Source organism: Nocardia sp. NPDC004722, assembly GCF_053601505.1.
In genome coordinates this window covers 1-23,273 of the sequence record NZ_JBSGBY010000046.1, presented here as the reverse complement: position 1 = coordinate 23,273, position 23,273 = coordinate 1, and the positions used below count along the sequence as shown (strand labels likewise).

General features: G+C 68.2%; 29 protein-coding genes. 14 read left to right on the top strand and 15 right to left on the bottom strand.

Features of this window, described 5'->3' with window-relative positions; genetic code table 11:
- The coding region (locus ACWELQ_RS07815; RefSeq protein WP_452396260.1) for a TetR/AcrR family transcriptional regulator at positions 1 to 279 on the bottom strand (279 nt) is incomplete at its 3' end.
- Between the two features lie 79 nt (positions 280 to 358).
- Between ACWELQ_RS07815 and ACWELQ_RS07810 the strand changes: the two genes are divergently transcribed.
- Both ACWELQ_RS07810 and ACWELQ_RS07805 read left to right on the top strand, forming a co-directional pair.
- On the top strand, positions 359 to 1,303 hold the full coding sequence (locus ACWELQ_RS07810; RefSeq protein ID WP_452396259.1) for an aldo/keto reductase: 945 nt from the start codon (positions 359 to 361) through the stop codon (positions 1,301 to 1,303).
- Positions 1,304 to 1,413: 110 nt separating this feature from the next.
- Positions 1,414 to 1,623 (top strand): hypothetical protein, encoded by a 210-nt coding sequence (locus ACWELQ_RS07805; RefSeq protein ID WP_452396258.1) that lies wholly within the window; start codon positions 1,414 to 1,416, stop codon positions 1,621 to 1,623.
- Between the two features lie 84 nt (positions 1,624 to 1,707).
- Here the strand turns inward: ACWELQ_RS07805 and ACWELQ_RS07800 are convergent, their stop codons facing one another.
- Positions 1,708 to 2,100: an ankyrin repeat domain-containing protein gene (locus ACWELQ_RS07800; protein WP_452396257.1), complete on the bottom strand. Its 393-nt coding sequence runs from the start codon at positions 2,098 to 2,100 to the stop codon at positions 1,708 to 1,710.
- A gap of 74 nt (positions 2,101 to 2,174) precedes the next feature.
- Complete coding sequence (gene yaaA / locus ACWELQ_RS07795; RefSeq protein WP_452396256.1) at positions 2,175 to 2,921, bottom strand: peroxide stress protein YaaA; 747 nt, start codon at positions 2,919 to 2,921, stop codon at positions 2,175 to 2,177.
- 58 nt (positions 2,922 to 2,979) lie between these two features.
- Here yaaA and ACWELQ_RS07790 point away from each other — a divergent pair, with 58 nt between their 5' ends.
- The 4 genes from ACWELQ_RS07790 (at position 2,980) to ACWELQ_RS07775 (ending at position 6,629) form a co-directional block, all read left to right on the top strand.
- Positions 2,980 to 4,737, top strand: coding sequence for a proline--tRNA ligase (locus ACWELQ_RS07790; protein WP_452396255.1), 1,758 nt, complete (start codon positions 2,980 to 2,982; stop codon positions 4,735 to 4,737).
- Between the two features lie 610 nt (positions 4,738 to 5,347).
- Positions 5,348 to 6,253, top strand: coding sequence for a helix-turn-helix domain-containing protein (locus ACWELQ_RS07785; protein WP_452396254.1), 906 nt, complete (start codon positions 5,348 to 5,350; stop codon positions 6,251 to 6,253).
- Positions 6,250 to 6,441: a DUF397 domain-containing protein gene (locus tag ACWELQ_RS07780; RefSeq protein ID WP_452396253.1), complete on the top strand. Its 192-nt coding sequence runs from the start codon at positions 6,250 to 6,252 to the stop codon at positions 6,439 to 6,441. Before ACWELQ_RS07785 ends, ACWELQ_RS07780 begins: the two co-directional genes overlap by 4 nt.
- A gap of 44 nt (positions 6,442 to 6,485) precedes the next feature.
- Entirely contained in the window at positions 6,486 to 6,629 is a 144-nt protein-coding gene (locus tag ACWELQ_RS07775) for a hypothetical protein (RefSeq protein ID WP_452396252.1), read from the top strand.
- Between the two features lie 76 nt (positions 6,630 to 6,705).
- On the opposite strand, the gene ACWELQ_RS07770 is transcribed toward ACWELQ_RS07775, so the two are convergent.
- From ACWELQ_RS07770 to ACWELQ_RS07760, 3 genes are all read right to left on the bottom strand, one after another.
- Positions 6,706 to 7,104 carry a hypothetical protein gene (locus ACWELQ_RS07770; protein WP_452396251.1) on the bottom strand — a complete coding sequence of 133 codons (399 nt, stop codon included), beginning with the start codon at positions 7,102 to 7,104 and terminating at the stop codon, positions 6,706 to 6,708.
- Positions 7,105 to 7,254: 150 nt separating this feature from the next.
- Complete coding sequence (locus ACWELQ_RS07765) at positions 7,255 to 7,539, bottom strand: hypothetical protein (protein ID WP_452396250.1); 285 nt, start codon at positions 7,537 to 7,539, stop codon at positions 7,255 to 7,257.
- Between the two features lie 37 nt (positions 7,540 to 7,576).
- Positions 7,577 to 8,230 carry a Uma2 family endonuclease gene (locus ACWELQ_RS07760; protein WP_452396249.1) on the bottom strand — a complete coding sequence of 218 codons (654 nt, stop codon included), beginning with the start codon at positions 8,228 to 8,230 and terminating at the stop codon, positions 7,577 to 7,579.
- 210 nt (positions 8,231 to 8,440) lie between these two features.
- Between ACWELQ_RS07760 and ACWELQ_RS07755 the strand changes: the two genes are divergently transcribed.
- Positions 8,441 to 8,755 (top strand): hypothetical protein, encoded by a 315-nt coding sequence (locus ACWELQ_RS07755; RefSeq protein ID WP_452396248.1) that lies wholly within the window; start codon positions 8,441 to 8,443, stop codon positions 8,753 to 8,755.
- Here ACWELQ_RS07755 and ACWELQ_RS07750 read toward each other — a convergent pair.
- From ACWELQ_RS07750 to acpM, 4 genes are all read right to left on the bottom strand, one after another.
- A complete protein-coding gene (locus ACWELQ_RS07750; protein WP_452396247.1) occupies positions 8,752 to 9,081 on the bottom strand; it encodes a hypothetical protein in 330 nt (109 codons plus the stop codon). The two genes, ACWELQ_RS07755 and ACWELQ_RS07750, sit on opposite strands and share 4 nt — an antisense overlap.
- A 19-nt stretch (positions 9,082 to 9,100) precedes the next feature.
- Positions 9,101 to 9,538 carry an HIT family protein gene (locus tag ACWELQ_RS07745; RefSeq protein WP_452396246.1) on the bottom strand — a complete coding sequence of 146 codons (438 nt, stop codon included), beginning with the start codon at positions 9,536 to 9,538 and terminating at the stop codon, positions 9,101 to 9,103.
- Between the two features lie 81 nt (positions 9,539 to 9,619).
- Positions 9,620 to 10,057 (bottom strand): SRPBCC family protein, encoded by a 438-nt coding sequence (locus ACWELQ_RS07740; protein ID WP_452396245.1) that lies wholly within the window; start codon positions 10,055 to 10,057, stop codon positions 9,620 to 9,622.
- Entirely contained in the window at positions 10,054 to 10,317 is a 264-nt protein-coding gene (acpM, locus tag ACWELQ_RS07735) for a meromycolate extension acyl carrier protein AcpM (RefSeq protein ID WP_452396244.1), read from the bottom strand. The genes ACWELQ_RS07740 and acpM overlap by 4 nt, the downstream gene beginning before the upstream one ends.
- A gap of 74 nt (positions 10,318 to 10,391) precedes the next feature.
- Here acpM and ACWELQ_RS07730 point away from each other — a divergent pair, with 74 nt between their 5' ends.
- Positions 10,392 to 11,456: a MerR family transcriptional regulator gene (locus ACWELQ_RS07730; RefSeq protein WP_452396243.1), complete on the top strand. Its 1,065-nt coding sequence runs from the start codon at positions 10,392 to 10,394 to the stop codon at positions 11,454 to 11,456.
- On the opposite strand, the gene ACWELQ_RS07725 is transcribed toward ACWELQ_RS07730, so the two are convergent.
- Positions 11,432 to 11,824, bottom strand: coding sequence for an SgcJ/EcaC family oxidoreductase (locus tag ACWELQ_RS07725; protein WP_452396242.1), 393 nt, complete (start codon positions 11,822 to 11,824; stop codon positions 11,432 to 11,434). The two genes, ACWELQ_RS07730 and ACWELQ_RS07725, sit on opposite strands and share 25 nt — an antisense overlap.
- Before the next feature lie 113 nt (positions 11,825 to 11,937).
- Between ACWELQ_RS07725 and ACWELQ_RS07720 the strand changes: the two genes are divergently transcribed.
- Entirely contained in the window at positions 11,938 to 13,449 is a 1,512-nt protein-coding gene (locus ACWELQ_RS07720; protein ID WP_452396241.1) for an HD domain-containing phosphohydrolase, read from the top strand.
- Between the two features lie 18 nt (positions 13,450 to 13,467).
- Here ACWELQ_RS07720 and ACWELQ_RS07715 read toward each other — a convergent pair whose 3' ends face one another.
- Positions 13,468 to 14,046: a TetR/AcrR family transcriptional regulator gene (locus tag ACWELQ_RS07715; protein ID WP_452396240.1), complete on the bottom strand. Its 579-nt coding sequence runs from the start codon at positions 14,044 to 14,046 to the stop codon at positions 13,468 to 13,470.
- 86 nt (positions 14,047 to 14,132) lie between these two features.
- On the opposite strand from ACWELQ_RS07715, the gene ACWELQ_RS07710 reads away from it, so the two are divergent.
- Entirely contained in the window at positions 14,133 to 15,026 is an 894-nt protein-coding gene (locus ACWELQ_RS07710) for an NADP-dependent oxidoreductase (protein ID WP_452396239.1), read from the top strand.
- A gap of 3 nt (positions 15,027 to 15,029) precedes the next feature.
- Here the strand turns inward: ACWELQ_RS07710 and ACWELQ_RS07705 are convergent, their stop codons facing one another.
- Entirely contained in the window at positions 15,030 to 15,548 is a 519-nt protein-coding gene (locus ACWELQ_RS07705) for an anthrone oxygenase family protein (RefSeq protein ID WP_452396238.1), read from the bottom strand.
- Positions 15,549 to 15,676: 128 nt separating this feature from the next.
- Here ACWELQ_RS07705 and ACWELQ_RS07700 point away from each other — a divergent pair, with 128 nt between their 5' ends.
- The 4 genes from ACWELQ_RS07700 to ACWELQ_RS07685 all read left to right on the top strand — a co-directional run bounded on the left by ACWELQ_RS07700 (position 15,677) and on the right by ACWELQ_RS07685 (position 21,132).
- Positions 15,677 to 16,459 (top strand): TetR/AcrR family transcriptional regulator, encoded by a 783-nt coding sequence (locus ACWELQ_RS07700; protein WP_452396237.1) that lies wholly within the window; start codon positions 15,677 to 15,679, stop codon positions 16,457 to 16,459.
- 173 nt (positions 16,460 to 16,632) lie between these two features.
- Positions 16,633 to 16,782, top strand: a complete 150-nt coding sequence (locus ACWELQ_RS07695) for a hypothetical protein (RefSeq protein ID WP_452396236.1) — start codon at positions 16,633 to 16,635, stop codon at positions 16,780 to 16,782.
- A gap of 81 nt (positions 16,783 to 16,863) precedes the next feature.
- Complete coding sequence (locus ACWELQ_RS07690; RefSeq protein ID WP_452396235.1) at positions 16,864 to 19,743, top strand: AfsR/SARP family transcriptional regulator; 2,880 nt, start codon at positions 16,864 to 16,866, stop codon at positions 19,741 to 19,743.
- A 111-nt stretch (positions 19,744 to 19,854) separates the two neighbouring features.
- On the top strand, positions 19,855 to 21,132 hold the full coding sequence (locus ACWELQ_RS07685) for a phthiocerol/phthiodiolone dimycocerosyl transferase family protein (RefSeq protein ID WP_452396234.1): 1,278 nt from the start codon (positions 19,855 to 19,857) through the stop codon (positions 21,130 to 21,132).
- On the opposite strand, the gene ACWELQ_RS07680 is transcribed toward ACWELQ_RS07685, so the two are convergent.
- Positions 21,123 to 22,538 carry a three-helix bundle dimerization domain-containing protein gene (locus tag ACWELQ_RS07680; protein WP_452396233.1) on the bottom strand — a complete coding sequence of 472 codons (1,416 nt, stop codon included), beginning with the start codon at positions 22,536 to 22,538 and terminating at the stop codon, positions 21,123 to 21,125. The two genes, ACWELQ_RS07685 and ACWELQ_RS07680, sit on opposite strands and share 10 nt — an antisense overlap.
- Positions 22,539 to 22,727: 189 nt before the next feature.
- Positions 22,728 to 23,162: a ferritin-like domain-containing protein gene (locus tag ACWELQ_RS07675; RefSeq protein ID WP_452396232.1), complete on the bottom strand. Its 435-nt coding sequence runs from the start codon at positions 23,160 to 23,162 to the stop codon at positions 22,728 to 22,730.
- Positions 23,163 to 23,273: the final 111 nt, after the last annotated feature.

Sequence of the window (23,273 nt, the reverse complement as noted above, 5' to 3'; positions counted from 1 at the left end):
GTCGGCGGTGACATCGTCCAGCTCCGCGGCGTAGACGGCCTCGGCCAGCGCCTCGCGATTGGGGAAGTGGCGATACAGGGTGCCGATGCCGACGCCTGCCTGCTGGGCGATGCTCTCCAGGGTCACGGTGTCACCGGCGGTCGCGAACGCACCCCGCGCGACCTCGAGGAGTTTGTCGCGATTGCGCTGAGCGTCCGCGCGCGGCGCACGGCCGGCGCGCGGCTTGTCACTGCCGACCCGCGGCCGGTCACGGGCGGATTCGGGATCGACCGAACTCAATACGGAGGCCCCTCCGGTATAGTTGCCGTTAAGCGGAGGTTCCTCCGCTTCGACTATCGTCTCATGTGGGAGGACTCCCATGACAACGAACATCCCGCCCGCGACCACCCTCGCCCCCTCGGGCGTGCCGCGCCCCGGCGGCTCCGGAACGCTGGGCCGACATACCGTGTCGCGCATCGGATTCGGTGCGATGCGACTCGCGGGCCTGCCGGACGACCGGTCCGCCGCGCTCGCCGTGCTGCGCCGCGCCTGGGAACTGGGAGTCGACCACGTCGACACCGCCCACTTCTACGGTGACCGCTACGTCAACGGGCTCATCCGCGACGCGTTCACGTCCGAGGACGGTGTCGTCATCGTGAGCAAGGTCGGTGCGGACCCGGATCCGGGAGCCCGCATCCCGCTGCGCCCGGCGCAACGACCCGAGCAACTGCGGGCCAGCGTCGAGGACAACCTCACCTCGCTCGGCCTCGACCGCATCCCGGTGGTGAACCTGCGCCGCCTCGACGCCGGGCCGGGGCTGCGGGCGTCCGGCGACCAGATCGTCGACCTGGACGACCAACTCGCCGCCATGATCGCGCTGCGCGAGGAGGGCAAGATCGGCGCGATCGGCCTCAGCGCCGTGACCCTCGACGGTCTGCGACAGGCCCTTCCCGCCGGCATCGTCTGTGTGCAGAACGCCTACAGCCTGGTCGCTCGCGACGACGAGGACCTGGTGAAACTCTGTGCGGTGGAAGGCATCGCCTGGATCCCGTTCTTCCCCCTCGGCGGCACCTTCCCCGCCATGCCGAAGGTGACCGACGACCCGGTCGTCATCGCCACGGCCCGATCCCTCGGCCGCACGCCCGCTCAACTCGGCCTCGCCTGGCTGCTTCACCACGCGCCGAACATCATGCTCATCCCCGGCACCTCCCGAACCGACCATCTCGAGGCCAATCTCGAAGTCGCCTCGATCGTCCTGCCCGCCGAGGTCCTGTCGACCCTCGACGCCGTCCCCTCCCTCTCCTCTCAGATCCCGCTCGGCTGAAGGCATCCCGGTTTGCGAATAAGCTTGTTCGTAACAATTCGATAGCGAGGCTCGATCCAGTGACGGGGGTCATTCGTCACCGAAATCAACTCAGGAAGATCGGGTTTCAAATGATTCGAGTCAATCGCCAGATCGTCGCCGCCACCCTGCTGTCCGGTGCGGCACTCCTGTCCGCCGCACCCGCCCACGCCGAGGTCCGCCTCGACCAGGCAGCGCCCGCATCCGAGACGCAGTCGGTGAGCGATACCGTAATCTCCAGCGGCTCAGTCGATTTGAACCACTGGTTCTGTGGCACCATCTGGCGTCCCGTCTGCTTCTGATCGGGCAGCGGGCACTACGACGAAACCCACGGGGCGCTCGAGCCCCGTGGGTTCCCGTCTCGTTCAGGTCGGCTACGCGCCGTCTCACTTGTCGAACAGCGCGAGATACTTTGTCTGGCCGAACATTTCGGCGGCGTCGCGGGCCGACGGGCTGCCCGCGTTCGGGTCCGCACCGGCGGCGAGCAGGGCATCGACGATCTCGTCGGAGCCCTTGAAGACCGCTCCGGACAGCGGGGTCTGCCCCTTGTCGTTGCCGAAGTTGGGGTCGGCCTTGCGATCCAGCAGGGCGGTCACCGCTTCGGGGTGGGAGTAGTAGGCGGCCAGCATGAGCAGCGTGTCGCCATTGTCGTTGGTGAGGTTCACCGGGACCCCTGCGTCGAGGTACGCGCCGAGGGTGGCGGCGTCGCCGCTGCGGGCGAGATCGAAGATCTTGCTCGCCAGCTCGAGGACTTCCGGGTCCAGATCATTGGGTTCCACCAGGCCACTCTATCGAGCGCGCGCAGCCCGGCCGAGCCCTGTTTCCGTATATCTGATCGGCCGGGTGGACGTGGTCAGGACGTGATGATCAGCAATTCGGACGGCGAGGCGATCTCGGTCCGCAGCCCCGACTTCTCGGCGATCCTCGCCAGCCCGTCGATGTCGGAGGGTTCGGCGCGCGAGAGCACCAGCGCCCGCGCCAGCAGCCCCTTGTGGTGTTTGTTGAAGTGGCTCACCACGGTTCGCTTACCGTCCGGGCGCTCGGTGAGCACGGTCGCCGTCACCGCGCCCGGCACCCGGCCCAGGTTCATGTAGGTGCCCGAGCGCAGGTCCACCACCAGCTGCCCGGCCGCCTCCGCGCGCAAGGCCTCCGGCAGCACCGGCTTCCACAACGCCTGCAACGTCGGCAGCCCGGGCAGCTTGGACCCGCCCGAAAGCCGGTAGGCCGGAATCGGATCGCCCGCCCGCACCACGCCGAACAGCGCCGACCCGATCCCCAGCCGCGCCTCCGCCTTCGCGCGCTGCGCCTTGGTGAACCCGGCCGCGTCGAGCGCGTCGTAGAGCACACCCGTATACCGGTCCAGCGCCGGGCGTGTCGCGGAGGTGCGCAGCGCGGCATTGCGCGCGATCTCCGCGTCAGCCCCCTTGCCCAACCCCAGCGCGGCCCGCGCGGCGTCGGGATCGGCGGCCAGCCCGATCACCTCGGTGACGAGTTTGTCGCGCACCGCGCTGAGCTGCGGCATCGACAGGGAATCCAGATCCAGGGGTCCGCCCGAACCGCCGTCGGACTTGGTTTCGGAGGGAGGCAGCAGCACCAGCACGAGCCAACACGGTAATGCCTTGTGAACTGTGCGCGAGCAGCGGCTAGGGTGATGAGCCGTGATCACCCGCCTCTCCCACCTGTTCCTGCGCACCCTGCGCGACGACCCCGCCGACGCCGAGGTGCCCAGCCACAAGCTGCTGGTGCGTGCCGGATACGTGCGTCGCATCGCGCCCGGCGTCTACTCGTGGCTGCCGCTCGGCCTGCGCACGCTGCGCAAGGTCGAGGACGTGGTCCGCTCGGAGATGAACGCCATCGGCGCTCAGGAGATCTCGCTCCCCGCGCTGCTGCCGCGCGAGCCGTACGAAACCACCAACCGCTGGACCGAATACGGCGACGGCCTGTTCCGGTTGAAGGACCGCAAGGGTCAGGACTACCTGCTCGGTCCCACCCACGAGGAGCTGTTCGCGCTCACCGTGAAGGGTGAGTACAACTCCTACAAGGACCTGCCGGTCACGCTGTACCAGATCCAGACCAAGTACCGCGACGAAGGCCGTCCGCGCGCGGGCATCCTGCGCGGGCGCGAGTTCATCATGAAGGACTCGTACTCCTTCGACCTCGACGAAGACGGTCTGAAGAACAGCTACAGCGCGCACCGCGACGCGTACCAGAAGATCTTCGACCGCCTCGGCGTGAAGTACGTGATCGTCGCCGCCACCTCCGGCGCGATGGGCGGTTCGGCGTCGGAGGAGTTCCTGGCCGACAGCCCCGTCGGCGAGGACACCTACGTGATCTGCCGCGAATCCGGTTACGCCGCGAACGTGGAGGCCGTGGTCACGGTCGCCCCGCCGGAGATCGCGATCGAGGGTCAGGCCGAGGCCGTCGTCCACGACACCCCCAAGACCGCGACCATCGCCGCCCTGGTGGAGTGGGCCAACGGCGCGGGCATCGACAAGGTGCTGGGACGTGAGGTCACCGCGGCCGACACCCTCAAGAACGTCATGGTCAAGCTGGTCTACCCCGACGGCAAGACCGAACTGCTCGGCGTCGGCATCCCCGGCGACCGCGAGGTCGACGAGAAGCGCCTCGAGGCGTCGCTCGAGCCCGCCGCGGTGGAGCTGCTCGACGAGGCCGACTTCAAGGCCAACCCCTTCCTGAAGAAGGGCTACATCGGCCCGAAGGCGCTGCTCGCCAACGGCGTCCGCTACCTCGTCGACCCGCGCGTGGTGTCCGGCTCCGCCTGGATCACCGGCGCGGACGAGTACAACAAGCACTACGTCGGCCTGGTTGCCGGCCGCGACTTCACCGCCGACGGCACCATCGAGGCCGCTGAGGTCCGCAACGGCGACCCCTCGCCCGACGGCCGTGGCGTCCTGGAGGCCGCGCGCGGCATCGAGATCGGCCACATCTTCCAGCTCGGCCAGAAGTACACCGACGCCTTCGAGGTCGACGTGCTGGGCGAGAATGGCAAGCCGGTGCGGCTCACCATGGGCTCCTACGGTATCGGCGTCTCCCGCATGGTCGCGGTGCTCGCCGAGCAGATGCACGACGACAAGGGCCTGCGCTGGCCCCGCGACGTCGCGCCGTTCGACGTGCACGTGGTCATCGCCAACAAGGACGAGGGCGCGCGCTCCGGCGCGGAACAGGTTGCCGCCGAACTGGATTCCCTCGGCTTCGAGGTGCTGCTGGACGACCGCACCGCGTCCCCGGGCGTGAAGTTCAAGGACGCCGAGTTGCTGGGCATGCCCTACATCGTGGTCGTCGGCCGCGGCTGGGCCGAAGGCAAGATCGAACTCCGCGACCGCTTCGCCGGAACGGCGGAGGAACTGCCCGCCGACACCGCCGTGGCATCGGTGGCCGCCAAGATCCGCGGCTGAGCCACCTCGCTGGGCGAAATTGTCAGTGGCGCATCACCTTCGGGTGGTGCGCCACTCGCTTTTTCACCGCTCCTCCGGCCGCTACGGATCACACGTGCCACAACCGGTCTCCGCCCGACTCCCCGGAAACTGAATAACCTTCGCCGACAAAACCTTCTCGGCATCGGTCCGAATGATCCTCCCCGCCGCCATCTTCCGCTCACAGATCGCGGTCACGCAATCATGATGCAGAACCAGTGATTCCATAGCCTCACTACTCGTCATCCCCGGCTCCCCATCCGGAACATCACAATTCTCCAGCCGCTCATAGGTATCCACGCCCCATTCACCGCCTGTGCCTACCAGTTCGTTTCGAATACCGACCGGAATTTCTCATATCCTCGATCAGGCAGGCCGCGACCGTGACCGCGCTGGTCACGGTCATCGCCATCAAAGCCCAAGCATCCCAAGCCATTACAACTCCTAGCACTTGTAGTTGCTGATTGCTGACTTTCTGTAGATCCAAGTCTCGCGCGTATCGGGCCGTCACAATAGGTGCACGGAAAAGAATGGTGGAAGCCCATTTTGAGCAGGCCCAAAAAGTGCCAACCCGAATAGCGAGGCTAACGAAATGAACGGAGCTACGGTCTCCCGCAGGGCATTCGGACGGTTCCTTCGCCAGATTCGGGAAGGGGCCGGAAAGACCGCGTTGGCGGCAGGTTTGGAGATCGAGGTGTCGCGGCAAACGTTGCTGCGTATGGAGGACGGCCTCGCCACCAAGATCGCCACCTCCCAGCTCAGGGATCTGCTGGCGTTCTACGATGTGACAGAGGAGATCCGGGTGGAAGCGCTGGCGCTCTGGGACGAGGTCAGGGAACAGGCGAAAGCTGCGCAGTTGCAAGGCAATTCGAAAGGATTCTGGCGACCGTATGCCGACCAGTACGAGGCCCATTTTCCCCACTACCTGCGGCTCGAGACATCGGCGCGGAGGGTAACCGCCCATCAGATGATCCTGGTGCCGGGCCTGCTGCAAACCCCCGACTACCGCAAAGGAGTGATCCGAATTGACATGCCGGACCTGTCGACTGTCGATCTGGAACGCCGAATCGAACTCACTGCCCGGCGTCAGGCCAAGCTCGACGAGGACGGATTTCAGCTCGATGTTCTACTGTCGGAAGCAGTTCTACGTCATCGCCCCGCCGGGGCACCGGCCATGTCGGCCCAGCTGAGCTGGTTGGCAGAGGTAGGGCAACGTCCCAACGTCAACATCAGGGTTGTGCCATTCGAGTCCGGAGCACATCAGGGACTGACGGCACAGTCTTTCACGATGCTCGAATTCCCGAAGTTGCAGAACGGCTTTGTGGATCCATCGGTCGTCTATGTCGAGGGCGCGCACGGCCTGGGTGGGATCTACCACGAGCGCGACGATGTGGTCCGAAAATTTGACCGGACCCTTCTGGCCCTCGGGGCTGTAGCGTTGACTGAACAGGAGACCAGGGACCTGGTAGTGCGCTACGCGAAGGAGTATGCGGCGTGAAGGGACCGACATTCGGCATTTGGTACAAGTCGAGCAGATCCGAGCACGGGTCGGCCTGCGTGGAGGTCCGGCACGACCCGGATGTCACGCTCGTCCGCGACACGAAAGATGTTGGCAGGGGCCCGATACTGGCGTTCCCCGCTGACGAGTGGACCGCGTTCATCGACAGCCGCGTCTGGGCGCGCTGACAATCCGGTGGCCTGCCGTTCGCGGCGGGTGGATGATCGTCGGTATGAAACTTCTTGCGCGCCTCCGGGACTGGGTCCGCGGCCTCATGGGCGACCGAAACACCGGCCTGAGCAGCTTCAGCTCAACATCCCAGCGCCTCCCCGAGGGCAGCACCGGCCCGATCATCGCCCCCCAGACCCGCCGCTGATCGCTCGCACGCGAGTGGCACATCCTGGAGGTGATTTGTCTGAAATCGCCTCCAGGATGTGCCACTCGGTGAGGGGTTAGGCGGGCTGGAGGGCGGCGGTTACCTTTCGGGTCATCTCGGTGGTGACCGGGGTGGGGTGGTTGTTCGTCGCGGCCTCGACGGCGACCAGGATGGTGGTGCGGAAGTTGTCGGCCTCGGCGGGGTTCTGCGCCTGCAGCAGGGTGGACGCGGCGGTCAGGGCGGGCAGTACCTGGTCGGCGAGTTCGGCAACGGTCTTGCCGCTCAAGTGAATATCCTTCGACTTCGCGCTCAGCACGTGACCGACCTCCCCGGTCGCGGAGCCCAGCGCGATGGAACCTGCGGTAGCGGCCTTGTGCGCCTTGCCGGAAGCGGCGGCGATCAGCGAGACCGCTCCGTAAGCGGCAGCCCGGATGGTGGACTTGTCCTGGTCGGTCAGGTTCAGTGTGGCGTTCATGATGTTCTCCTTCGAGATCTGTTGTGGCAGTGCCCGTATCCGGTAGGAGATCCGAGCCCGTCTGCTTCGATGGACCAACTTTGACCTCGACCGCTGACACCCTCCTGACGCCAACCTGACACGCCCGCTGACACGAGATCCGACCGCCGTTCAACTCAGTTCCCGCCCGTCGAGCACTTCGATCCCCGTCACCGCCGAATGCTCCGCGTCATAGTGCAGCCAGAAGACACACTCATCGCCCCGCTCCAACATGATCACTCCCCAGCTGGGTGAGCCCGGCGGCGCCGTCAGCAGAACCGGACAGGTGGGCGTACACGAGCACCGGCCGTGGAATGGCAGCGCGAGAATGGTGCGAGCGAGGCGCTCGTCCTCCGGTTCCAGCAGATCGAGAATGTCTGCCACCAGGTTCGGCAAGGCTTCGGCGAGCAACAGCACGTTGTCAGTACACCCCGAGATGGGTTGTCGCGCAGATTCAGAACTCCAGTTCCGACCAGGGGATCTCGATCGGGAACGGGTGGGTGAAGGCGATACCCTCGTGGACGTCACCGAACCATTCGCCCGCGAGGAGATAGTTGGCGGGATGCAGCGGGGCCACGCCATCGGGCAGCGGGCCGTGTTCGGTCTCCAGCGCGAAGGCGCGCACACGCGCGATACGGCGAGGATCCCGCCCCAATGTCACTTCCCAGTACCAGGGGATTCCGCCGGCGGCGTACCTGGCTTGCTTCGCGAGCATGTCCTGCTTGGTGTTGGACGGCGAGAGCACTTCACCCGCGATCAGCACATCGGCGGCGCGCAGGAGTTGGTATTCACCCTCGAGGCAGCGGTGAACGAGGAAATCCGGCGTCACGAAGTCGGATTTGCCGACCGCGCCGAAGAAGACATTCGTCTCGACGGCGGTCCGCCAGCAGAACTCCGGCTGCCCTGCCATGGCCTCACGGGCGCACCGGCGCAAGGAGTTCCGGAACTCCACCGAGTACTCCTGATGCTCGGGCGGCCCCTTCCGAACCCGAACTACCTTGCCTTCCCACAGTTCGATCTCCCCGGCGATCTCGTCGGGCAACTGCTCGAGCTCTTCCCATGTCATGTATTCCGGCAGCTCAGGGCGCTCGACAGGTGGGGTCGGCATATCGGTCATGCTATCAACCCACCGTCGAACTCCGCCCATTGCTCGCAGCCCATCGAACCCTCCCGCTCGCCTCGACTCGCCCTGAAAGAGGTTCGGACCGGCACCGTTGTCCGGATGGAACAAGGGTGCTTGGTCTGTGGCGACCGTCATGGCCCGTTCGGGCACTGCCGCCCGAGCCGACTAATACGCTGGCGGACGGGAGGTTTCGCAATGAACAGGCAGCAGCGCGAGGTTATCGACTCGCAGGTGCAGGAGATCCTCAACTATTTCGGAAAATGCCCGCTGTGCGGCCACCCCGCGCGAGCGTGGCACATCACCGCGACATTCGCCGACCACCGCACCGAAAGCCAAGACATCGCCGAATGCGGCGGCTGGTGCGGCTGGAAGGCCCCCACCCACCCCACCACCATGACCCCCGGCGCACTCGTCCTCGCTCAGGGTTCGGGAGTACTCAGCGCGGTGAACCGGACAAATTCCCGCAGTGATTACACCTTGATCTTGGAATCAGCGAGTGCGACGGGCTAGCGGTCGCTGGACCAGTTGGTGAGATCCTCTACGTACCACTCGTGTTGGCGATTCTCCCAAGCCTCCATGCTTGGATAGCGGTCGCCGCAATAGCGATTCACCATGTAGGCGGCCAGAGCCTCGCGCTCGGCATCGTCGGCAAGCACGATCGTCGCCCGCCCCGCGCGAATCTCGAAGCTGCCATCAGGCATTCGCTGAGCAGACGCATGAGTGCCCTCCGAGGTTCTTCCACTGCCGAGCCTCAGATAGGCCGAATAGATGGCGCGATAGTCGAATTCGCCATGCTCATCGTGAATCTGATCCAGCCAGGCCGAGAACTTCTCCATGCTGGCGATTAGAGCACCTCTACGCGAAATATGTGGCGAGCCGTTCGCACAACACCGTCAGTTCGGAGCCGGTGATGCGCGGGGTGTCCGGCCAGGCGTCGCCGTTGAACCAGTGGACGGTGTCGGGGGTGCCGGGTGGGCGGGTGAAGACGTGTTGGTGGAAGTGGGTGACACTGCGGCCGGTGATCGCGGAGAAGACGAACTCTGGGGCGAGTTCGCTGCGGAGGGCGAGGGCGGCGCGGCGGGTCGCCCAGCCGACCGCGCTCGCTTCGGCGTCGTCGAGGTCGGCCAATGTCGGTGCGTGCCGGACGGTTTCGACGAACAGGTAGCCGGGGCGGGGGAGACCTTCGGTCAGAGGCCGGTGGGTGACGACGATCAGGTTGTCGGCGTAGAGCACCGGGCCCACCAGGCGGCCGACGCCGCGATGCTTGGCGCAGATCAGGCATTCGCTCCCCATTCCGTGACTGTAGCGACGCCGGGCCCGGAGACCAACGGGCCGAGACTGTTTCGATCGTCGGTGTCCGGGGCCGGCGTCGGGTCAGTGGTGGATGGCCTCGGCGAGGCGGGGGAGCAGGCGGCGCTTCCAGGTGCGTTCCATGGCGTTGCGGGCCATCTTCTGGCGGCGGTCGGCGAGGTCGAAACCTGTCTGTGTCAGCAGGAGTCGTGTACCCCGGCCCTGGGGGTGCAGGGTCCAATCGACGATCCAGTGCGCCGGGTAGTCGGCGCGCGGGTAATGCCAGGTGTGGGTCAGCTGTGCGCAGGGGCGGGCGGTCAGCATCCGGCAGTGGATGTCGGCGGCGTCCGGGACGGTGAATCGGAAGCAGGTCCCCGGGGTGGTGGCGAAGCCGGTCGGGCGAACGAACCAGTGGGCCAGCGCATCCGGATCGGTCAAGGCCCGCCACACCGCCTCCGGTGGCCGCGGGAAGAAGTTGCCGAGCTCGATCGCGGCGGGGTCCAATCGGACGTCGGCGATCATCGGTGCAACCCCTCGGCCTCCATCTTCTGCACGTAGGTGACGGCGTCACCTACGGTGCGCAGATTCGACAGATCCTCGTCGGGCACCTTCACGCTGTACTTGTCCTCCAACTGCACGGCGATCTCCACCAGCGACAACGAGTCGATATCCAGGTCGTCGACGAAATGCTTGTCGATCGTCACCTCCGCGGCGTCGATCCCGGTGACCTCCTCGATGATCTCCGCGATCCCGGCGACGATCTGTTCCTGCGTGGTAGCCACGAATTGCCCTTCCTCGTAACGAATTGCGTCCCGGATACGGTAAAAGCTCCACCGGGGTGGAGGTTCAACAACTTGTGACGGACGGCACACAGACCGGCGCGCAGGTGAGCATCGGGGAATTGGCGCGCAGCACCGGACTCGCGGTGCGCACGATCCGGTTCTACTGCGACGAAGGCATTCTCGAATCCCATCGCAGCCCCGGCGGGCACCGCATCTTCGACGCCGACACCGCCACCGAACGCCTGCTGCTGGTGCGGCGGCTGCGCACGCTCGGCCTCGGACTGGGCGCGATCACCGAGGTGCTGCGTGCCGAACGCTCCCTCGGCGAGGCCGTCGCCGCCGAAAGCGCAAGGCTCGATATCGAATTCAGGTCACTGGCCTGGCGGCGCTCGGCCCTGCGGGCGCTCGGGGCAGCCGGTCCGATCCAGCGCCCGCAACGCCTGGCCCTGCTGGCCGCCGCGCAGGACGGCGGCGTAGCCCACGATTGCGTGGTGAGTTTCTGGCGGCGCATCCTCGCCCCGATTCCCAAGCGCCACATCGACATGTGGGTGTGCTGGAACGTCCCGGAACCACCCGCCGCCCCGACCGTCGACGACGTGGTGGCCTACGCCGAACTGGCCGCCCTCGCCGCCGACCCCGACATGAACAGCACTGTGCGACAACAATACTGGCGCAACCAGGCGGAACTCATCCGCGACCGCCGCCGCCTCTACCTCGAGGTGGGTGGCATCATGCCCGACGTGGTGGGCCTGATCGCGCAAGGCGTGCCCCCGCACCCGGGCCGCGCCCTCGACCGCTTCGTCGCCGCCCACGCCACCGCCCGCGGCGAACACGATTCCCCCGACTTCCGTGCGCGCCTGCTCGTCGGCGCCACCGACGCCGACGACCGGATACTCCGCTACTGGTCCCTCACCGAACAGTTCCTCGGCGACCGCATCACCGTCGGCTGGGCCCACCACTGGCTCTACACCGCCCTGACCCACACCACCCAGCCCTACCCGATACGGACCGGTGGCTCACCAGCCGCAGCGAACCCCTCGAAAAGTCCTGCGGCTGAAGGCAGGTGGCCTGCCGCACACGACAGGCCACCTGAAAATGGTGCGGTGGTCTCGAATCAGGGCCGTTCGGCGACCACGTAAGGGCGGCAGTCGGCGAACAACCAGCTGTCGCCGTCGCGGCGCAGCAGGGCCGCGAGATGCACGGTCAGCGCGATCTCACCGGTGGGAGCCGTGATGACCTGCTCGGCGTCGAGCAGCGCGTGCTCGCCGCTCACGGCCCGGACTCGTTCGAGGCCGCAGGTCGTGGTGGTGCCGCCGAGCATGCCCTGAAAGTAGGCGCTGTACATCGCGGCGACGGCGTCACGGCCGTCGGCCCGCTCGCCGAACGGGTTGATCAGCGAACCGTCGGGGGTGAACAGGTCACCCAGCGCGGTGCCGTCATTGGTCTTCCAGGTGTCGGTGAGCCGGTCCAGGAACGCGGTGATGCCGGCGAGTTCGGTGGTGGACATGGGGTTCTCCTCGATGATCGGGCCGGGTCACCGGGACCCGGCGGGGTAGCTCAACGATGCGCGCGCACCACTGGTCACCGCGTCGGGAGAACTCCCTATCTATCATTCATCGCGTGGAGGTGAAGCCCACCCGGGCCGAGGTGGCCGTGCTGCTGGCCACCATGCAGGATCACGCCCTCGGGCAGCCGCCGGGCTGCCAGGCGCGGGCGACGGTCCTCGCCCGCCGCCTCGCCGAGGCCGCGGGAGCCGGGCGCGCGGAATGCGAAACCGTCTGGTGGACTTCGACATTGCGGTTCCTGGGTTGCACCGGGCACGCCTTCGACATGGCGAACGTCTTCGGCGACGAGATCGTCATGCGGGCCGACGCGGCCCGGCTGGACTTCTCCGACCCGCTGGCCACGGCCCGGGCCATGATCGGCTTCGCCGGGCGCGACCGGCACGGCCCGGACAGATACCGGGCGATGCTCGCGGCGGCGGCCACCGGGCGCAAGACCGCGGAGTTCAACTTCCGGACCGCCTGCGAGGTCGCCGACGTACTGGCTCGGCGGCTGGGGCTGAGCGACACCGTGCAGAGCGCGTTGCGCGCCTCGTTCGAACGCTGGAACGGTCACGGTTATCCGCACGGCCTGCGCGGCGCCGACATTCCACGGGCCATGCGAATCGCCCAGTTGAGCTACGACTTCGAGGTCCTGTCCCGCCTGGAAGGCGTCCACGCCGCGCTCGAGATCGTCCGATCGCGCGGCGGCCGCGCCTACGACCCGGCCCTCACCGACGTGCTGCACAGCCACGGAGCCGACTGGTGGGCGGCGGGCGAATCCACCGACCCCTGGGAGGCCGCGTTGGCCGCCGCCCCCGCCTGCACACCCCTCGACGGTCCGCAGACGCATGCCGCCCTGCTGGTGCTCGCGGACTTCGCCGACCTCAAATCACCGTGGACGGCAGGACATTCCAGAACGGTGGCGGCCCTCGCGCGTGAGGCGGGCGGCCCGATCGCCGAAGCGGCGGCCCTCGTACACGACCTCGGCCGCGTCGGCGTACCGAACACGATCTGGGACAAGCCCGGCCCACTCACCCGCGACGAACGCGACCGCGCCGAATACCACGCCCTGCTCACCGATCAACTGCTGCGCCGCATCCCGGCGTTGGCCGCCCTCGCCGATCCCGCCGCCGGAGCGCACGAACGCGTCGACGGCACCGGCTACTGCCGCCGCCTGCACGGCCCCCAACTCGACGACACCCAGCGCGTCATCGCCGCCGCCGACTGCTACGCCGCCATGACCGCCGACCGCCCGCATCGCCCCGCCCTCACCCCCGACGCGGCGGCCACCGCCCTGCGCGCCATGGGCACCGAACACCGCCTCGACCCCGAAGCCGTCGAACGCGTCTTGACCGCCGCAGGCCACCGCCGAAACGCGATGCCGCCCAACCCTTCCGGCCTGACCGCCCGCGAAATCGAGGTCCTGCGCCTGCTCGCGATCGGCCTGAAAACCCGCGAAATAGCCACCCGCCTGTTCATCTCCCCCAAAACCGCCGACCACCACATCCAGCACATCTACACCAAAATCAACGCCTCCACCCGAGGCGCCGCCACCCTCTACGCCATCGAACACGGCATCCTCCGCTGATGTTGTGTCGGTAGGGATTCAGGGGGCGGGGCGACGGGCCCAGGCGGCCTCGATCATGGGGAAGAGGTCGTTCAGGGCGGCGGCGGGGTCGGTGGAGTCTCGGGCCAGGGAGTACGCATTGATCACGGACCTCGCGATCGCGCGGCAGGACGGGGTAGTCGGGGGCAGGTCGAGGTCGGCGGCGATGGCCGTTGCCAAGGAATCCGCGTAGCGCAGGTGCATCGACTCCTCGTATGCCCGCAGGGCGGGGGAGTTGTCGATCATGTTTCGGATCGGGGCGGCCTCGTCGGAGGCGCAGTGCCGCACCATCGCGTCGATCTCGCGGCGCAGCGCGGGGATGAGCGGCTCTTCGGGCGCGCGGTCGACGACGGCCTGCGCGAGGCGGCGCTCGAAGTTCTCGTCCTGCTCGAAGACCAGGGCCTCTTTGCCGGCGAAGTGGGAGAACAGCGTGGTCACGGCCACGTCGGCCGCCGCGGCCACATCGCGGATGCCCACCGCGTCGTACCCGCGTTCCAGGAACAGGTCCAGTGCGGTGTCGGCGATCTTCTGGCGGGTCGCGGCCTTCTTGCGCTCTCGGCGGCCGGTCGGAGCGGTCATGCTCTGACACTATCAGGTGTGAATAAGTATCAGATAGCAAAAACTATCCGTTGCAAAACAATAACCGTTAGTCCTATGTTGGGTTCATGAAAGCAGTGCGCTTCGCCGAGTACGGCGGCCCGGAAGTCCTGACACTGCAAGAGGTGGCCGAACCCCATCCCGGCCCCGGCCAGATCCGCATCGCCGTGCGCGCCGCGGGAGTGAATCCCCACGACTGGCGCGTCCGCGAGGGCCAGTTCCAGCGGATCCGCCCGATCGTCCTGCCCACCGGCGTCGGGCAGGACGCCGCGGGCATCGTCGACGAGATCGGCGCGGGCGTCACCGGAATCGCCCTCGGCGACAGCGTGTTCGGCCGTGGCTCGAACACCTACGCCGAGTTCGCGGTGCTCGCCTCCTGGGCGCCGCTGCCCGCCGGAATGAGCTTCGCCGAAGCAGCCGGTTACCCGTCGGTGGTCGAGACCGCGCTCCGCGTGCTGCGCCTCGTCGGTATCCGCTCCGGCCAGACGCTGCTGGTCAGCGGTGCGTCCGGGGGCGTCGGTTCCGCGGTCCTGCAGATCGCCCGCGACCGCGGCATCACCGTGATCGGCACCGCCGGCCCGGCGAATCAGGACTATCTGCGCAGCCTCGGCGCGATCCCCACCACCTACGGCCCCGGGTGGATCGAACGGGTCCGCGCGCTCGGACCGGTCGACGCCGCCCTCGATCTGACCGGTTCCGGCGTGCTGCCCGGCCTCCTCGAGCTGACCGGCGACCCCGACAAGGTCCTCACCATCGCCGATCTCGAGGCCCCGATGCTCGGCATCCGATTCGCGGGAGTGGGTGGGTCCATGCCCGAAGCCCTCTCCGCGGCAGTCGATCTCATCGCCCGGGGCCGCCTCGCGATCCCCGTCGACCGCGCCTACCCCCTCGCCGCGGCCGCGACGGCCCACGCCGACAGCCGATCCGGCCACACCCGGGGCCGCCGAGTCCTGCTCGTCTGAGATTCAGCGGGCGGTGACGCGGCCGTACTGGATCAACGCCCAGCCGATCGCCCCGGCCGCGCCGGTATTGACCAGGCCGCGCACGATATTCCAAGCCACCCAAGGGGTTTCGAAGGCATGGCGCAGGCCCGCGTAGTCGATCGGCGCGGTGGCGGTGTCGGCGGTGGCGAGATTGTTGTTGAGCGGGATGTTGAAGATGCCGCTGATGGCCAGGCTCAGGATATTGAGCACGACGGCGACGATGATCCACAGCAGGATCGGGCGGTAGTCGGCGCGCAGGAAGAACAGCGCGGCGACGATGGAGAACACGACCGAGCCGAGGAAGCTCAGCATGAACGCCGGATTCACGATCACGGCATTGATCTTGTTGAAGACCTCCACGTAGGTCTTGTCGTCGAGCTTGTGCAGCCCGAGCATCACGGAGGTCGCGTACGCGTAGTACACGCCCGCGAGCAGTGCGGTGGAAAGGAGAGCGACCAGCAGGGCGATGACGCCGGGCAGGGTCGCGCGGGATGCTGTCATGACGATTCTCTATTCGTGAGGCCCTCGGGGCCCGACGGCCGCCGAGTTTGTATGACAGACAAACTATAAAAGACAAAGTATGTCCGTGTATAGGATGAATCCCCAGCCGACCCGAGGAGAGACCACGCATGACGGCCGCGGACCTGCCCGACGACCTGGCCCGACTCTGGCGGCGACCGACCGGATCCGGTTCCCGCCTGGGCCGCCCGGCCGCCCTGGACGTGGCCCGCGTCGTGAACACCGCCGTCGCACTCGCCGACGAGTACGGGCTGGGCGGCGTCACCCTCCCCAAGGTCGCCGAGGCGCTCGGCGTCACCGGCATGTCGCTCTACCGCCACGTCGGATCCAAGGACGAACTGCTGAACCTCATGGGCGACACCGCTTTCGCCGCCGAATACATCGACACCGACACCGACGGCACCTGGCAGGACGCCCTGGGCCGGTGGGCGCGCAGCCTCTGGCGCGCCTACCACGAGCACCGCTGGCTCGCCGACCTGCCCATCTCCAGCCCGCCGCGCGGCCCGAACGCCATGGCGTGGATGGACGCCGGGCTGCGCGCCATGCGCCCGCTGCCCCTCGCGCCGATGGTCAAGGTCGGCATCCTCACCCTGGTCAGCGGCTACGTGAACACCTCCGCGCGCATGGCCCTGCAACTCGAATTGAGCTGGCGTCAGGGCGGCGACATCGATCCGGTCCTCGCCGCACGCGAATACGGCCGCCAGATGGCCGAACTGGTCACCCCCGACCGCTACCCCGATGCGGCCCAACTGTTCTCCTCCGGCACCTTCGACAATGCCGCCGCCCCGCCCACCACGACACCCGTCGATCCCGCCGAAGCCAACTTCATCTTCGGCCTGGAAGTCCTCCTGCGCGGCATCGACGCCACCACCCCACCCGCCGAAACCCCCTGAGCCCCTGCCGCATCGGCACCACCCCGACCAAGCCGCATCTCGCCGCGACCAGACTCCTCGATCCACCCCGCCTGGCCGTCGACATCTACCGGTGCGAACCCGCTGTCAGCGTGTTCATCGCAGGTTCAGCGCCTGGGATTCGTGGTTGATCGGTGCTACCTACCGTCGCGATCATGACGAATGAGACTCCTCCGCCGTTGGCCGCCCTGCACGAACCGTGGGGGTGGGTCAAACGTTTGCTGGTGGTGGCGATGGCGGGCGTGCTGGTCGCGGGACTCGAGGTCAGGGACCTCGTGCTGCTTCGACGCTGGCGGCCTCGCTGAACGGAGGCCGGAACCGTCGGCGGAATCGGATTTTTCGGACACATAAGATCGGGTGATCCCATGTTCCTCTGAGAGAAGCCGATGAATCCCGCGGAGCTGACCGTTGCAGTGCTGGGCCACGTCACCCTGCGGCGTGGCGAATCGACCCTGGCATCGACCCGCCCACGTACCCAGGCCGTGCTGGCCGCGCTGCTGTTCGCCGGTGGCAGGCCGCTCACGGCGGCGCAACTCGTGGACGCGGTGTGGGGCGAGGAGCTGCCCGGGGACCCCGTCGGGTCGCTGCGCTCGCATGCGCTGCTGGTGCGCAAACTCGTCGAACCCGACCGCACCCGGCGGGGCGCGGCCTCGGTCCTGGTCTCGGTCGGCGACGGCTACGAGTTGCGTATCGCGCCCGACGCGATCGACGCGTTCCGGGCGCAGCGGCTCGCGGCCGCCGCCGAAGATGCCAGGGCCGCAGGAGATGTCGAGCGGGAGAGCGGGCTGCTCCGCGAAGCGTTGGCGCTGTGGCGCGGAGAACCGCTGGCCGGTGTGCCGGGTCCGGCGGCGACCGCCCAGCGGCGGCGCTGGTCGGAGCTGCGTGCCAGCCTGCTCGAGTCCCGCCTCGACGCCGACCTGCGCCTGGGCGAGCACGCGCGGGTCATCGGTGAATTATCCTCGGCCAGTGCGGAATTCCCCCTGAGTGAACGCCTACGCGGCCTCTGGATGACGGCGTTGTACCGCAGCGGCCGCCGTAGCGAAGCGCTCGCGGTCTACAGCGCCACCCGCCACCTGCTGATCGACGAACTGGGCATCGAGCCCGGCCCGGAACTGTCCGACCTGCATCACCGCATCCTCGCCGACGACCTCCCGCCCGCACTCCCGCCCCGTAAACTCCCGCCGTCCAGCGAGCTCGCCGCGCTGCCGCCGTACCTCGCCCGTGTCGGCACACCCGAAGTCCCTCGGCCCGCCCAGCTTCCCCGTGGCATAGCCGATTTCACCGGTCGCGCGGACCTGGTAGGGGAGCTGGCAGACGCGCTGATCCCCGCCGGTGTCGCTCCACCGGTGGTGGTGCTCACCGGCATGGGTGGCGTCGGGAAGACCACGCTGGCCGTCCATGTCGCCCTCGCGATCCGGGACCGTTTCCCCGACGGCCAGCTCTACGCGGATCTGCACGGCGCGGACGATCGGCCCGCCGAGACCATCGGCGTCCTGGCCGCGCTGCTGCGCGCACTCGCGGTGTCCGACAGCGATATTCCGCCCACCACGGCCGAACGTTCTGCACTGCTGCGCAGCCTGCTCGCCGACCGGCGCGTGCTGCTGGTGCTCGACAACGCGGGCACTCTCGAGCAAGTGATCCCGCTGCTGCCCAGCGGGCCGGGCTGTGCGGTCGTGGTCACCAGCCGCTCGCTGCTGCCTCTGCCCGACGCGACCTGTCATCGTCTCGATGTGCTGTCGCTCGGCGAGGCGCGAAACCTGCTGGGGCGCATAGCCGGTACCCGCCGCATCGCCGCGGAACCGGAAGCCGCCGACGCCGTGATCGATGCCTGCGGTCGGCTGCCGCTGGCGATCCGGATCATCGGCGCGCGACTGGTCGCGCGACCGCACTGGACCATCGGGGCCATGGCGCGGCGACTGGCCGACGAACGGCTGCGGCTCACCGAACTGCGTTGCGGCGCGCTCACCATCGACGCCTGTTTCAGCGTCGGATACGCGGATCTGCCCCCGGATACCGCCCGCGCCTTCGTAGCCCTGGCGGTCCCCGCCGTTCCGGACCTGTCGGTCGCGGCGGCGGCCGCCCTCCTGGATAGCGACGACGCCGCGGCCGCCGAAGTCTGCGAGTCGCTGGTGGATCTCGGGTTGTTGCAGTCCGTCGGCGTCGACCGCTACAGCTACCACGATCTGCTGCGCCTGTTCGCGCATACGGTCGCCGCGGACCTCGGCCGGGAACAGGTGCTGTCACGGCTGCTCGACTACTACCTCGCGACCGCGAAAAACATCGTCCGCCATCGCTATCCGGGACACCGGCTCGACTATGTGCCACCGACTGTCCGGCCCGGCACGGCGGTGGACTCGGAGATCGGCGCGCACACGTGGCTCGATCTGGAACGCACCGCGCTGATCGCGCTGCATCGCCAGATCGCCGCCGACCATCCGGCGCTGGTATCCGCGAGCGTGAACGTGGCGATGCTGATCAGCGAAGGCATCGACCCCTCGGCCCAGTCCGGTCAGCTGGCCGACGTGCTGCGCCGACTGCTCTCCGTCGCAACGGAGTTCGATGAACCTGACACCGAGCTGCGGGCTCGCACCACCCTCGGGCTGGTACTCGCCCTGGATCTCGGCCGTGGCGGCGAAGCCATCGCCGTCCTCGAACCGGCCCGAAATCTGTTGCGCCCCGGCGGTCCCAGCCTGCTGCTGGGCTTCGTCGAGCACATTCTGGGCGCCGCCGCGCTGAGTACCGGCGACGAGCCCGCGGCGATCACCCACATGAACGCCGCCGTCGAGATCTTCCACGCCCTCGGCGATCCGGCCTGGGAGGGCTGGGCGTGCGCGACGCTCGCCGACCGCTACGCGGACGCCGCACGCTGGGACGACGCCACCGCGGCCGCCGAACGAGCCGTGCGCCTGGCGGGACGCCTGGGCGGCGCGGCCTTCGAATCGCTGGCGCGCTGCCAGCTGGCGCGGGTAGCGCTGCGGCGCGACAACGACCCCGAGCGGGCGATCGCGCTGTGCGAGGACGCCGTTCGCGCGGCCCGTACACGCGGCCGCCGCCTGCTGCTCGGCTGGGGCCTGCACCGGCTGGCCGAACTGAGCCTGCACTGTGGGCGTTTCGCCGCCGCGGAAACGGCTGCGGCCGAAGCGGTCTCGGTGCTCACCGACGCTGCGGACCCGTTCCGGCGCGGGCACGCACTGCATTGCTGGGCGGCAGCGCTCACCGCCCTGGGACGAGGCGAGGAGGCCCGGCAACTGCGCGCCCACGTCTGACCAGGCCGCACACACCCGGGCGGACGAGGGCGTTCATCACCGGCTCAACGACTGCTCGAGCACGGTTCGCAGGATCGAACCGACAGCGAGAGCACTCCCCGGGAGAACATCATGAAATACCGTCTGGGCACGATCGATCAGGGTTTCCTGCCCACCGAAGTCACCGTCTCGTACGTGGCGATCTGCACCGGCGAGGTCGACGCCGACCTGCTACGGCACGCCTTCACGCTCACCTGCCGCCGATTCCCCATGCTGACCGGCCGCATCGAACTCACCGCCGGCGGCGCACAACTGCACATCCGCGAGCACGGCACCGCCCCGGTCGAGACCAGCTACACGGGTGTCGCCGATTGGCTGACACACGGAACCGGCGCCTTCGCCCCCGCCTCGTCGCTGGCGAAACTCGACATCGTGTGCGGCCCCGCGGAAACGGCTGTCGCACTGCGCGTCTCGCACGCCATCGGCGACGCCCACCTGGGATTCGAACTGCTGACCGAACTCTGGGGCACCGCGACCGCCCTCGAAGCCGGGACCGCCGACCCGGACCCCGCACCCCGGTACCCGCGCAGCCTCGAGGACCTCCTCACCGAGCGCGGCGCCGCCCTGCCGGACCCGAGCCTGCCGGAACTGACCGGCCTGCGGTGCCTGGCGCCGACGCCGTCACCCGGCGCACCCGGCCTCCGGCTCGCGCCCGGCGAGCGGATCACCCTGTCGGCCACCGAAACCCGCGCACTGCTGCGGTACGCGCGGGAACAGGGCACCACCGTGCACGCTCTCCTCAGCGCCGCGATCATCCGCGCCGAGCGCACCCTGATCGGTGAAACCTCCGATGCCACCGGCGAACTGCCGATGGTCATCGCGCACGCCGTCGATCTGCGCCCGTACCTGAGTCCGCCGGCCCGCCGCGTCGACGCGACCAACGGCCTCGGCTGCGCGCCGACCGTCACGTTCTGCGCACCGGATTCCGATCTGACCGTGCTCGGCAAGGAGGTCAAGGCCCAGATCACGCACGGCATCGACGGCGGCATCGCGCTCGCCACCATGCTCGCCGCCTCCCACGGCCCCGGCGAGGACGCCCGCGAGCACGCCGCCAACATCATCACCAACTGGGGCGTCGTCCCCGCCCTCGACACTCCGAAAGCCCTGCGGATCACCGATTTCCGCGGCTTCGCCACCGGCGGCACCAGGCCGGAGATCAGCTACTTCGTCTACACCTTCGACGATCGCCTGAGCATCGAATTCACCCACTCCGAACCCCACCACCCCGCCGCGCTCGTCACCCGCCTCGCGCGCGCCGTCTCGGCCAACCTGACCGACCTGATCCCGGCGTGGGCCCAGCCATCCGGCGGCGTTCACCCCCGCCGGGAGCCGGTCGCACGTCAGTTGTAGGACTTGGCGACGCCGTCGAGGAGGTGTTCGAGGGTGTCGTAGTCGGGCGGGGTGACCTGGTTGACCAGGTTCACGTCCACCGGAACCTGGTGGGCCGCGGTGATATTCGTGAACAGAGTCGTGTCGGTGGGGCGGAAGCCGTGTTCGGCGGCCAGGCGTTGCAGGTCGGGGTCGGTGGTTAGCAGCTTGCCGAGTTTGTCGCCCTTGTCGTTGAGGGGGACCACGGTGTGCTGCGACATGACCGTCGGCTTCGGGTACATCAGGACCATGTCCGGCTTGAGCTGACCGTGGACCGCCGCGTCGACGTACTGGGCCTCGTAGATCCACGCCATCGGCACGGTGCCCATGCCGTTGGACAGGTAGTCCTTGAACGGGCCGTCACTGCTGGCCTCGGTGTAGCCCTGCCGGGTGAACAACCGCGAAACCCGCGACACCGCATAGTCTTCGGCCTTCGCGCCGCGCACGATCGTATTGTCGTTGGCGACATAGGCGGTCACCGCCAGATACATGGCGGCGGAGTTCGAGGTGCGCGGATCGGTGGTGGAGACCAGCACGTTCTTGGGCACCGCGTAGGTCGAGTTGCCGTCCAGCTGATTCCACTGCACGCCCTTCTCGGCCAGCGACAGGTACTTCTCGACGTCGAAAGTCGTTGTCGCGCCGGGCTGCACGATCCCGGCCGGGGTGAGCAGATCGGCGATGGGCTTGAAGGTGGCGATGGCCATGGGGGAGGAGAACGGCACATACTTGCCGGTCACCCCGCTCTTGCGCTGCACCAGCTCCGCCGCCGCGGAACTGGATGGGAACGCGAAATCGAACTTGCCCAGATCCACCGAGGTCGCGATCTGCCGCGACCCGGCGGGCTCCACCTCGACCTTCAACCCGTGCTTGGCCAGCGCGTCGGCCACCTTCGGATCATCGAAGAAGGCCGACTTCTCCGACCCCACCACCCCGTGCACGGTCGTGAGCGCGGGTGCGGCGGCCGTGGTGGCCGACGGCGAATCCGACTGCTGCACCGCGAACGCCACGCCGACCGCCAGCACGACGGCGGCCCCGGCCGCGACGACGCCCAGCGTCCGCTTGTGCTCCGACACTCGCACCGGCACGAAGCGGCCCGCGACCGCCGCGAACACGTTGGTGGTGTCCGCCGCCGGGCCGCTCGGCGCCGACTTCGACAAATCCACCTGTGCCGCAGCGGTTTTCGTCCGCGTCGGATCCAGCTCGCGCCGCGCAATCCGCTCGACGAGAATCGGTACGAAATCCCGCACCGAATGCCCCTCGAACCGCTTGCGCACCGCACCCACGACGGCCTCCACCCGCTCCGGCGGGTGCGCCTCGCCATAGTCCTCGACCAGGCGATCGGTCACCTCCCGCAGCGCTTTCTCTTCCCGCGCGACATCCACCGCCACAACATCTCCCTTGACCCGGCACCGAATACGATTGCGCGGCAAGAAAATACGAGAAGCCGCGCCGCCCGGACCCTAGACCGCCAGAGTGCCCGCCCAGGGTCGCGCACACAAACGTCAAGTACGCCCCGGCGAATTTCCGGTGACAAACCCTCGGAATGCGAGGCTCGTGAAGGCGACGTAGTGGACGGGTCAGGGTTTGCCGGGGAAGGCCACCGTGGCCGGATTGGTGCCGAGAATCGACTGCCAGGTGGCCAGGCGCAGTGCGCATTCGGTGAGCGCCTCGATCCCGGTGCGGCGCAGGTCGGCGGTGTCCGCGCGTTGCACCACCGAGTACCAGGCCGCGGCGGTGTCGGACTCGACCGTGATCGCCAGCTTGGCGGCGGGAATCGGGTCGTTGACCGGGATCGGCGAGGTGTAGGCCGCGGCGGGCTCGGGCACCGTCGCGCCCGAGGCCGCCAGCGCGTCGATGGTGGCGTCGCGGCGCGCGCGATGCGAGGCGGTGTACTCGGCCACGAGCTTGTCGCGGTCGTGATTGGCGTAGGCGGCGATCACGCCGTAGGCGTAGACAGCGGCGTATTCGGCGCTCAACGCATCGATGAGTGCCTGCTGATCGGTCGTGCTCATGCCAGGAGAACCCCCGCGTGCGTGGCGCAGGACGCGCTGATCGAAGAGAGAAGACCGGCGCGATAGCCGGACAGCCGCGCCGACAGATCGGCCGACGATCGCTGGGACTGC